Origin of the sequence: Stenotrophomonas sp. CASM110 (genome assembly GCF_049384345.1) — a bacterium.
Lineage (GTDB): Bacteria > Pseudomonadota > Gammaproteobacteria > Xanthomonadales > Xanthomonadaceae > Stenotrophomonas > Stenotrophomonas muris.
The window spans coordinates 85,870-96,423 of sequence record NZ_JBMRGI010000019.1 but is presented as its reverse complement, the minus strand read 5'-3'; the positions used below and the strand labels follow the sequence as shown (position 1 = coordinate 96,423).

Annotated in this window: 8 protein-coding genes; 4 read left to right on the top strand and 4 right to left on the bottom strand. The window is 69.6% G+C overall.

Going from position 1 to position 10,554, the window contains the following annotated elements; translation table 11 throughout:
* Nucleotides 1-122: 122 nt before the first annotated feature.
* From tilS to VG561_RS16345, 3 genes are read left to right on the top strand one after another with little or no spacing between them, the layout of a single operon-like run.
* On the top strand, nucleotides 123-1,409 hold the full coding sequence (gene tilS / locus VG561_RS16355; protein ID WP_197574840.1) for a tRNA lysidine(34) synthetase TilS: 1,287 nt from the start codon (nucleotides 123-125) through the stop codon (nucleotides 1,407-1,409).
* A gap of 36 nt (nucleotides 1,410-1,445) precedes the next feature.
* A complete protein-coding gene (locus tag VG561_RS16350) occupies nucleotides 1,446-1,706 on the top strand; it encodes an exodeoxyribonuclease VII small subunit (protein ID WP_014647931.1) in 261 nt (86 codons plus the stop codon).
* On the top strand, nucleotides 1,696-2,574 hold the full coding sequence (locus VG561_RS16345; RefSeq protein ID WP_197574842.1) for a polyprenyl synthetase family protein: 879 nt from the start codon (nucleotides 1,696-1,698) through the stop codon (nucleotides 2,572-2,574). The genes VG561_RS16350 and VG561_RS16345 overlap by 11 nt, the downstream gene beginning before the upstream one ends.
* Before the next feature lie 76 nt (nucleotides 2,575-2,650).
* Here the strand turns inward: VG561_RS16345 and VG561_RS16340 are convergent, their stop codons facing one another.
* Nucleotides 2,651-3,022, bottom strand: coding sequence for a DUF4870 domain-containing protein (locus VG561_RS16340; protein WP_014647933.1), 372 nt, complete (start codon nucleotides 3,020-3,022; stop codon nucleotides 2,651-2,653).
* 87 nt (nucleotides 3,023-3,109) lie between these two features.
* Nucleotides 3,110-4,477, bottom strand: coding sequence for a metalloprotease PmbA (pmbA, locus tag VG561_RS16335; protein ID WP_014647934.1), 1,368 nt, complete (start codon nucleotides 4,475-4,477; stop codon nucleotides 3,110-3,112).
* Between the two features lie 68 nt (nucleotides 4,478-4,545).
* Here pmbA and yjgA point away from each other — a divergent pair, with 68 nt between their 5' ends.
* A complete protein-coding gene (yjgA, locus tag VG561_RS16330; RefSeq protein ID WP_014647935.1) occupies nucleotides 4,546-5,133 on the top strand; it encodes a ribosome biogenesis factor YjgA in 588 nt (195 codons plus the stop codon).
* Between the two features lie 41 nt (nucleotides 5,134-5,174).
* Here the strand turns inward: yjgA and tldD are convergent, their stop codons facing one another.
* On the bottom strand, nucleotides 5,175-6,620 hold the full coding sequence (tldD, locus tag VG561_RS16325) for a metalloprotease TldD (RefSeq protein ID WP_014647936.1): 1,446 nt from the start codon (nucleotides 6,618-6,620) through the stop codon (nucleotides 5,175-5,177).
* A gap of 58 nt (nucleotides 6,621-6,678) precedes the next feature.
* Nucleotides 6,679-10,536, bottom strand: a complete 3,858-nt coding sequence (locus VG561_RS16320; RefSeq protein WP_197574844.1) for a YhdP family protein — start codon at nucleotides 10,534-10,536, stop codon at nucleotides 6,679-6,681.
* Nucleotides 10,537-10,554: the final 18 nt, after the last annotated feature.

Here is a 10,554-nt window from a genome sequence, read left to right as displayed (position 1 = left end):
ACCCTCAGGAAACCAGCTTCTGCTGTTGCTGTTGCTGTTGCTGTTGCTGTTGCTGTTGCCGTTGCTCTGGATCGTAGCGGGTGCAGGGCGCAGCCCTGCCGAGCAACCCTATACTTGCCGCCGTGACTGCCTTCCCTGCCCTCGTTCTGCTGGATGCGCCACTGCTGGTGGGCTACAGCGGCGGTGTCGACTCGACCGTGCTGCTGCACTGGCTGTGGCGCAGCGCCAAGGCCTCCGGCACGGCGCTGCGCGCGGTGCACGTGCACCATGGCCTGCACCCCGATGCGGACGACTGGGTGCTGCATTGCCAGCAGCAATGCGCAGCGCTGGGCATCGAACTGGCCGTGCATCGCGTGCAGATCGACCCCACATCGGGCCTGGGCCTGGAAGGCGCAGCACGGCAGGCGCGACGCGCCGCGTTCGCCACCGAACTGCGCGACGGCGAAACACTGGCGCTGGCGCAGCACCTGGACGACCAGGCCGAGACCTTCCTGCTGCGTGCCCTGCGTGGCTCCGGCGTCGATGGTCTTGCCGCGATGTCCGCAGACAGCCGCGTAGGCGAACACCGTGTGTGGCGACCGCTGCTGGCGGTGCCGCGCCGTGCGCTGCTCGATTACGCGCACCAGCACGCGCTGCGCTGGGTTGAAGACCCCAGCAACGCCGACGACCACGCCGATCGCAATTTCCTGCGCCTGCAGGTGCTGCCGTTGCTGCGCCAGCGCTGGCCGCACGCCGCCGCGGCATTGGCGGGCAGCGCCCTGCATTGCCGGCAGACCCGCGAGCTGCTGGACGAGGAGGACGCCGAGCTGATCGCGCATCTGGAGGTGGCACCGCGTGTGCTGTCGCTGCAGCTGCTGCGCCAGGTGTCACCGGGCCGCGCCGCGCGCGTGCTGCGTGCCTGGGTGATCGGCCATGGGGCCGCCCCACTGCCGGCCACGGTGCTGCAGCAGGCGCTGGACGAGCTGCTGCCAGCCAGCAACGATCGCCAGGCGCGGGTGCGCTGGCACGATCATGCCATCCAGCAATGGCGCGATCATGCCTATCTCCTGCCCGCGCAACTGCCGGCGCTTCCCCATGATTGGCAGGCCGGATGGGATGGACGCGCGCCATTGGCGCTGCCCGATGGCGGTCAGCTGCACCTGCACGGCGCCGAGGCCTTCGAACGGCCGCTCCAGGTCCGTGCGCGTGTGGGCGGCGAACGCATCCTGCTGCCCGGTCGCCAGCATTCGCATGCGCTGAAGGACTGCCTGCAACGCGAACACCTTGCCCCCTGGCGACGCGCCCAGCTGCCGCTGGTCTTCGATGGAGCGCAGCTGCTTGCCGCCGCCGACGTGGTCATCGCAGCTCCCCTGCAGGCCTGGTTGCAGGCCCACGACGCGCAGCTGCAGTGGCGTCCGGGCGGCTGGTGAATTGACCCCCGCGCGCAGCCCGTCCACACTTGCCGCATGGCCAAGAAGTCCCCCGAAAACGCCTCCCCGGTCGCCCAGTTCGAGCAGTCGCTCGAATCGCTGGAACAGCTGGTGGAGCAGATGGAAACCGGCGAGCTGAGCCTGGAAGCGTCGCTCAGTGCTTACGAACGCGGTGTCGGTCTGTACCGTCAGTGCCAGCAGGCGCTGGAGCAGGCCGAATTGCGCGTGCGCCTGCTCAGCGATCCGGCCCAGCCGGAAACGGCCGAGCCTTTCGATCCGCCCAACCATGACGGCTGAAGCCCTGTTCGCGCGCTGGCGCGACCGTATCGAAAGCCAGCTCGATGCCGCCCTGCCCTCGCCTGCCGAAGCACCGCAGCGCCTGCACCAGGCCATGCGCTATTCGGTGCTGGGCGGTGGCAAACGCATGCGCCCGCTGCTGGTGTATGCCAGTGGACACCTGTTCGGCGCGCAGCCGGAACAGCTGGACGCGGCGGCGATGGCTGTCGAGCTGATCCACGCCTATTCGCTGGTGCATGACGACCTGCCGGCGATGGACGACGACGCCCTGCGCCGCGGCAAGCCGACCGCCCACATCGCCTTCGACGAAGCCACCGCGATCCTGGCCGGCGACGCCCTGCAGACGCGTGCCTTCGGCCTGCTGGCCGATGCGCCGCTGCCGGCCACGCTGCGCGTGGCCTGCCTGCAGACCCTCGCTCACGCGTCCGGCGCCTCCGGCATGTGCGGTGGCCAGGCGCTGGACATCGATGCCACCGGCCAGCAGCAGACCCTGGCGGCACTGACCCGCATGCATGCGCTGAAGACCGGCGCGCTGATCCGTGCAGCGGTGCGCATGGGGGCGCTGTGCGGCCAGGCCCACGAGCCGCAGCTGGCCCAGCTCGACAGTTTCGCCGATGCACTCGGCCTGGCCTTCCAGGTCCGCGATGACATCCTCGATGTCGAAGCCAGTTCCGAACAGCTGGGCAAGACCGCCGGCAAGGACCAGGCGCAGGACAAGAGCACCTTCCCCGCGCTGCTCGGCATGGACGGCGCGAAGGCGCAGCTGCGCGAACTGGCCGCACGCATGCAGGCCACGTTGGCCGGCCATGGCGAAGAGGCCGATGCGCTGCGCGCGCTGGCAACGCTGGCGGTGGAACGCGATCACTGATCGCCGCCGGTGGCGCTGCCCTCAAACAGGAACGCCCGGCAATGCCGGGCGTTCCTGCTTGCGCATGCGGCCGGTATTACTTGATCAGGCGCAGGGTGAACGGGTAGCGATAGGCTTCGCCGTTGTTGGCCTTGACTGCGGCAATGATGCAGAACACCAGGTTGATGATGCCCACGATCGGCGCCAGGATGCCGCCGATGATCACCACCATCAGGATGATGCTGATGACCATGGCGATGGTCACGGTGATCTGGAAGTTCAGCGCTTCCTTGGCCTGGTCGGTCACGAAGGCCTTGCTGGCGTCATCCTTGTTGATCAGCCAGATGATCAGGGCGCCGATGAACCAGGTGAAGATGCCCAGCAGGTGCGCAGCCAGCGCCATGGTGCGCTGGTCGGCCGGGGCATCGGTGGTTGCCGGCGGCGGCGGGACGTTATCGAATTCGCTCACGACAAAACTCCTTTTCATTGGGTGGTCTTGACCCACCAGCACCAAGCTGGTTGCGTCAGGCGCGCATAGCTTACGTCATCAATGCCATCAATCATTACCGGCGACGGTCATCCGCCCCAGCAGGATCGAACCGGTCCGGATGTGCGAGCGCGGGTCGACGTCGCTGCCGACCGCCTCGATGCTGCTGAACATCTCGCGCAGGTTGCCGGCGATGGTGACGCCGTCCACCGGGTACTGGATCTCGCCGTTCTCGACACGGAAGCCGCCCGCGCCTCGTGAGTAATCGCCGGTCACCCCGTTCACGCCCTGCCCCATCAGCTCGGTCACCAGCAGGCCGTCACCCATCTGCCGGGCGATCTCTTCCAGCGGGCCGGCATTGGCCGCCAGCTGCAGGTTGTGCACGCCGCCAGCATTGGCGGTGGTCTGCAGGCCTAGCTTGCGCGCCGAATAGCTGCCCAGCACGTAGCGCTGCAGTACGCCGTCTCGGACCAGCGCCGAACTACGGGTGGCCACGCCGTCGCCGTCGAAGGCGGCCGAGCGCAGGCCACGGCGCAGGTGCGGCAGCTCGTCGATCTGCATCCATTCCGGGAACAGGCGTTGGCCGACGCTGTCCAGCAGGAAGCTGGCCTGGCGGTACAAGGCGCCGCCGGACACCGCCGACAGCAGGTGGCCGACCAGGCTGCGCGCCACTTCCGGGGCGAACAGCACCGGCATGCTGCCAGTAGCCAGTGAACGCGGCTGCAGGCGGGCCACGGTGCGCTCGGCGGCACGACGGCCGACCAGGCCCACGTCTTCCAGGTCCTCCCGGGCAAGCGCGCTGGTGTACCAGCCATCGCGCTGCATGCCATCGCCCTGCCCGGCGATCAGCGCGCAGCCGACCGAATGGTGGGTGCCGCGCTCACGACCAAAGAAACCATGCGAATTGGCATACACCGACAGGCTCTGCATGCTCGACACCGATGCGCCGTCGGAATTGCGGATCTGCGCGTCGGCCTCGCGACCGGCCGCCTCGCAGGCCAGGGCCAGGTCCACCGCCTCATCGGCCTGCAGCGCCCACGGGTGCCAACCGTCCAGCTCCGGGAAGTCGGTGGCCATCAGTGCGGCCTCGGCCAGGCCGGCAGCCGGGTCATCCTCGGTATGCCGGGCAATCGCGCAGGCCTGCTCGACCGTAGCGGCCAGGCTGGCCTCGTTCAGGTCACCGGTGCTGGCACTGCCCTTGCGCTGGCCGAAATAGACGGTCACGGCGATGCCGCGGTCACGCGTGGACTGCACGGTCTCGACCTCACCGAGGCGGACATTGACCTCCAGTCCGCGGTCCTCGCTGCAACTGACCTCGGCCTGGCTGGCGCCCAGCGCGCGGGCGCGGTCGAGCAGCTGCTGGGAGAGGTCGGCCAGCCGTTCCAGCCGGGCCGGGCTGTCGTCGCCGACGGCCACTTCAGGGGCGATCACGTTCAATGCTTTATCCTGTACAGGTTGGGCCCGGCATCACGCCGGGCGACTTTTTTTGAGATCAGGTAGGGACGATGCGCGGACGCGACGAAGAAACCGGTGAATTCCACGACAAGAGCCGCAGCCAGAACCGGCGCGACGCGCTCGACGTCCTGGCCCTGGGCGAGAAGCTGGTGTCGTTGACCCCGGCCCAGCTGGCGCGCCTGCCGATCCCGGAAGACCTGCTGCCGCATATCGCCGAGTGCAAGCGCATCACCGCCCACATCGCCCACAAGCGCCAGCTGGCGTTCCTGGCCAAGCACATGCGCCGCGAGGACGAGGCAACGCTGGACGCGATCCGCGATGCGCTGGACGCCAACAGCGAGACTGGCCGCCGCGAAGTGGCGATGATGCACCGCGTGGAAGACTGGCGCGACCGCCTGTTGGCCGACGGTGACAAGGCGCTGGCCGCCCTGCTTGACGACTACCCGCAGGCCGACCGCCAGCAGCTGCGCACCCTGGTACGCAACGCGCAGGCCGAAAAGGCGAAGAACAAGCCGCCGCGCGCCTACCGCGAGATCTTCCAGGTGCTGCGTACGCTGATGCTGCCGGCGGCGCTGGGCTTGAAGACGGCGGGCGACGAACACGCCGGCGATCCGGTCGACGAGGCCGACGAGGACTGAGTCCGCGCCGGCCCGGGCGGTGGCCGCGGCCATCGCCACGCTCAGGCCTGCGTACCGCCGACGGTGATGCCCTCGATCAACAGCGAGGGCTGGCCGACACCCACGGGCACACTCTGCCCGTCCTTGCCGCAGATGCCCACGCCCTCGTCCAGGGCCAGATCGTTGCCGACCATGCGCACCTTCTGCATGGTCTCCGGGCCGTTGCCGATCAGGGTCGCGCCCTTCACCGGGGTGGTGATGCGGCCATCCTCGATCAGGTAGGCCTCGGTGGCCGAGAACACGTACTTGCCGCTGGTGATGTCGACCTGGCCACCGCCGAAGTTCACCGCGTACAGGCCCTTCTTCACCGAACGGATCATCTCCTGCGGGTCGTGCTCGCCGGCGCGCATGTAGGTGTTGGTCATGCGTGGCATGGTCAGGTGCGCGAACGATTCGCGGCGCCCGTTGCCGGTCGGGGCCATGCCCATCAGCCGCGCGTTGAGGCTGTCCTGCATGTAGCCGACCAGGATGCCGTCCTCGATCAGCGGGGTGCACTGGCTCGGGTGGCCTTCGTCGTCGATGTTCAACGAACCGCGGCGACCGTCGAGGGTGCCGTCGTCGACGATGGTCACCCCCGGTGCGGCGACGCGCTCGCCGATGCGGCCGGCGTAGACGCTGGTGCCCTTGCGGTTGAAGTCGCCTTCCAGGCCGTGGCCGACCGCTTCGTGCAGCAACACGCCCGGCCAACCCGGGCCGAGCACCACCGGCATCATGCCGGCCGGCGCCGGCACCGCGTCCAGGTTCACCAGCGCCTGGCGCAGCGCTTCCTGGGCCAGGGCTTCGGGGCGGCCGCTGGCGAACAGCGCTTCGTAGCCATAACGGCCACCACCACCGGCGTAGCCGGACTCGCGACGGCCGTTGTGTTCGACGATGACCTGCACGTTCAGGCGTACCAGCGGGCGCACGTCGGCCGCCAGCACGCCGTCGCTGCGGGCGATCAGCACCGTATCGACGCCGCCGGACAGGCTCACCATCACCTGCTTCACGCGCGGGTCGGCGGCACGCAGGTAGCCATCCAGGCGCTTGAGCACCTCGACCTTGGCCTCGTTGCCGATGCCGTCGATCGGGTCCAGCGCCGGGTACAGCGCGCGCGCATTGCCGCGCAGCAGCGAACGTCCGGTCTGCGCACCGCCCTCGCGCGAGATCGCGCGCGCCGACTGCGCCGCCGCCAGCAGCGCATCGGCATGGATGTCATCGGAGTAGGCGAAGCCGGTCTTCTCGCCGGAAATCGCCCGCACGCCCACGCCCTGCTCGATGGAATGGGCGCCGTCCTTGACGATGCCGTCTTCCACGCTCCAGCTCTCGCGGCGGGCGTGCTGGAAATATAGGTCGCCGAAGTCGACACCAGGGCCGAGCAGCTGCCCGAAGGTGCGCTCCAGGCCGGCGGTATCCAGGCCGCCGGGGCGCAGCAGGCGGTCTTGGGCAAGCGTCAGGGCGATATCAGTCATGGTTTCGATCTGGGGGTGCGGGGGCGCTCAGGCAAGCCCCGTGAACGGGAAGCCGTGCTCAGCGCGAGCGCGGCAGGTCGGTGACGGTCGGCGGAATGGCCGGTGCAGGTGCCGGCACGGGCGGTGATGGGGTCTTGTCGCGGCTGCGCTCGATCACTTCCACCTTCGGCTCCTTCCATGGACCGGTCACCTTGTAGGTACGGGCGCCAATCTCGCCCAGCGGCTTGGACAATACCGCATTGGTGGCCGCGCCCAGCGCCGCCCCCACCGGGCCGCCGGCCACCGCACCGACCACGGTCAGCAGGTTGCCCGCGCGCGGGTTGACGTCGATGGTCTGGTCGAACTGCTGGTTGCGCAGGTCGGCCTGGCCACGGATGGTGATGTTGGCCGCCGGGCCTTCGATCAGCACCTTGTCGGTGCGCGCCATGCCCTGACCGAACTGCATGCTGCCCTCGATCTGGTTGAACGCGAAGCCCTTGGAGAAGAAGTCGCGGAAATCGAACATCATCCGCCGCGGCAGCTGCGCGACGCTGAGCAGGCCCAGCACGCGGCCGGCGCCCGGCTCCAGCTCCAGCAGCTGGCCATTGCGCGCATGCAGGTCGAGGCTGCCCTGCAGGTTGCCCAGCTGGAAGTCCGACGGCCCCCCGCTCCAGGCCGCCTGCAGCTGCGCCTGGCCGGAACCGCCGCGCAGCTGGCCGCCGTAATCAAGGTTCTGCATCAGCCCGCCCAGGTCCTCGCTGCGCACCTGCGCGGTCAGTTCGGTACGGGCGCCGCCCGTACGGCCGAGCCAGCGGCCGGTGATGTCGATTTCCTGGTCCGGCGCGCGGAAGCGCAACGCGTCCACGTTCAGGCCGTTGGCCAGCGGGCGCGTGCGCAGCACCGCCTGGCCCAGCACCACCTTGCCGAACTTCAGGTCGGCGATGTCCAGCGCGAACGGCGGCAGCTTGGCCGGGTCCATGTCATTGGCACCGGCCTGTACCCGCGCCGGCGCGGCGGCCGCACCCGGTGCCGTCGGCAGTGACTGCCAGTGCACGCGGTCAAGCTGGCCGCTGATGGTGCCGCCGTCGGCGTTGGGTACGGTCAGGCGGCCGGCCAGCGACGGCCCGTCCAGGCGCACGTCCAGTGCCTGCGGGCCCGGGTGCAGCTGCAGCCGGGTCTGCTCGAACACTCCGCCGATCAGCTTGAGCTGGCCGACCTGCACGTCGACCGCGCGCAGCGGCATCGCGTCGTCGTCACTTCCACCGCGCGCCAGGCTGATCCACTCCAGCGCATCCAGGGTCGGGCTGCGGCCATTGACCGTCAGTCCGCTCGCCGGCGGCTCGCGGTCGACATGGTCGCTGCCCAGCGTGACCTGCACACCGGTCTGGTTGTTGTGGCTGCGCGCGGCCAGGGCCAGGCGCTGGCCGAACGCTACGTCGATGCGGCCGGCGCCCATCGGCAGCTGCGCGGCCACCGTGGTCGCCAGCGGCTCGGCGGCCGGCTTGTCCAGCGGCGCCGGCAGGTCGAGCCGGGTGCCGACCAGGTCCGAACTCAGTCGCAGCTCGCTCGGCGGCGCAGGCGCGCCGGGCGCCACCTTGGGCAGGTTGACGCCGATGGTCCAGGCCGAATTGCCGTTGATGTAAGGCTTGAGCCAGGCCATCTCGGGAGCACGGTCGATCAGCACGCTGGCATCGAGGCGGGCGGTCAGCTGCGACTCGAAGGCGCGCGTGCTGTCATGCACGTAACCGCCGGCACGCAGGCTCAGCCGTCCTTCCTGGCCGAGGTGGCGCACCGCCAGGTCCTCGGCGCCGAAACCGCCATTGCTGTAGCGCGCCTGCCCGTGCATGTTGTCAAAGGTCAGCTGGAAGCGCTTGTCGACCAGCTTCACGCCGGCCAGATCGACCGTGCCCTGCAGGTGGCCCTCGCCTTCATCCTGATGCAGCGGCTGCAGCAGATCGAAGGTCACATGGGCCGGACCGCTGGCGACCAGATTGTCCAGCGTATCGCCGTAATCCTTGTGCAACGGGCTCAGGCGCAGCATCGCCAGCAGCTTGCCGGCCTCGCTCGGCGCATCGGCACGTACGTACAACGGCTGGTGCCCGAAGTCCGGAATGCCCGCTTCGAATTTCTGTACCGCCACGCCGGCAAGATCACCCCGTCCACGCATGTCGAAGCCAGGGCCGATGAAGGCGATGTCGGCGTCGACCTGGCTCATCAGCGGCCAGTCGTGCTGGAAGCGGATGTCGCCATTGGTGATGTGGCCGGTGGCCTCGAAGCGGCCATCATTGTTGTCGAACGGCCAGTCGTCCAGGTCACCGGTGACCAGGCCGACGCCATTGCGCACCTGGCCGCCAGCCAGCGCCATGTCCAGCCAGTCGGTGGCGCCCTTGCTCATCTTGGAGTGGATCCAGAAGCGCTTGGCCGCCGTCATCGGCACGTCGTCCAGCTTCGCGGCCAGCTGCAGCCACGGCCGCGTGCCGTCGCCCTGGAACCAGACCCCGCCGCGCACGTCGGCCGCGTAGTCGGTGCCTTCCACACGCATCGCCGGCGTCCCGATCCGCCAACCACCGCCCTCGTCGCGCCAGCCCACGATCTGTCCGGCCAGGTGCAGGTCATGGCGCACGCCGAAGCCGGTCGGCCAATCGAACTGCAGCTGCCGTTGCGGTTGCAGCTGCAGGCTGAAGCCGTCGGCGTCGCCTTCAAAGCGCCCGCCCAGGCCGCGCAGGCCGGGCGAGTTGCCCACGCTGGCGAAACCCAGCGACTGCAGTTCACCCTGCGCCCACAGGGGGCCATCGCGTTCGCCCGACAGCTGCAACGCGCGCACGTCCAGCTGCGGCCTGGACAGGAACAGCCAGCGACGCAGGCCCGGCTCAAGGCGATCACTCAGGGCCAGCGCACGCAGTGCGATGCCGGCCTGCACTTCACCGGAACGGACCTGCAGCTGTTTGCCGACCTGCAGCTGCAGGCCATCGAGGCGCTGCTCGCCGTCTTCATTCTTCAGCCGCAGCTGCGGTACCTGCAGCGCCCAGCCCTCGGCCTGGCGCTGCCAGCGCAGGCGGGCCTGCAGTCGCTGCAGCTGCAGCTGCGGCGCCGCCATGCCGGGTATCGGTGCGCCATCAATGCGCACGTCGCGCAGGTCCGAATCCGTGGTCAGCGCCACCGGCGCGAAATCGCGCAAGGTCAACCACAGGTTCAACTCGCCCTTGCCCTCGCGCAGGCGCACGCCGCCAGCCGCCAGCAAGGGCGCCCAGGCGTGGAAATCGACCGGGTCGGCGCCCAGCCAGGCCTCGCCGTTGCCGCGCGCACGGTCCACGTCCAGCACCGCGGTCAGCGGCAGCGCTTCGGGCTGCGCCCAGGCGCGTACGCCCACGCGCAGGCGATCGCCATTGACCCGCATGCGCAGGTCGATGCGCGGCAGCGTGGTGTCGATGCCCAACGTCGGCGCGTGCACGCCCAGGCGCCCTCCGATCACCTGCAGCTCGCCCAGCCGGCGCAGCGCATCCAGCGGATCGCCGCCGTTGTCCGATTGCGGCAGCCCGCGCACCGTCCAGCGTCCGTCCTCGCCCTGCTGCAGATCCAGCGCCAAGCCACGCAGGCGCAGCTCGGTCAGCGAGCGCCCGGGCAGCAGCCCGCTGTACATCGATACCAGCACCTCGGCCTCGCCGATCGCCAGGCCCTGCCCGGCGCCGATGCGCAGGCCTTTCAGCTGCAGCAGCGGGCCACGACGGGTCCAGGCGGTCTGCAGCTGGTCGAAACGCACCGGCTGGCCGGCACGCTCGCTCAGCCAAGCGGCGATCCTGTCAGGATGACGCTCGGCCAGCGGCAGCAGCTGGCTGAGCGTGCCCACCAGCAGTGCAAGCCCGACCAGGCCCACCGCACAGGCGGCAATGAAATGACGGCGGATCCTTCGCAGTCGCAGGCGCGGCGGCGCGCTCATCGGCCACCGCCGGCCTGC

Excerpts from the sequence above, each read along its gene's own strand:
- VG561_RS16350 (WP_014647931.1), top strand. The coding sequence starts at position 1,446 with ATGGCCAAGAAGTCCCCCGAAAACGCCTCCCCGGTCGCCCAGTTCGAG.
- VG561_RS16345 (WP_197574842.1), top strand. The coding sequence starts at position 1,696 with ATGACGGCTGAAGCCCTGTTCGCGCGCTGGCGCGACCGTATCGAAAGC.
- yjgA (WP_014647935.1), top strand. The coding sequence starts at position 4,546 with ATGCGCGGACGCGACGAAGAAACCGGTGAATTCCACGACAAGAGCCGC.
- tldD (WP_014647936.1), bottom strand. The coding sequence starts at position 6,620 with ATGACTGATATCGCCCTGACGCTTGCCCAAGACCGCCTGCTGCGCCCC.
- VG561_RS16320 (WP_197574844.1), bottom strand. The coding sequence starts at position 10,536 with ATGAGCGCGCCGCCGCGCCTGCGACTGCGAAGGATCCGCCGTCATTTC.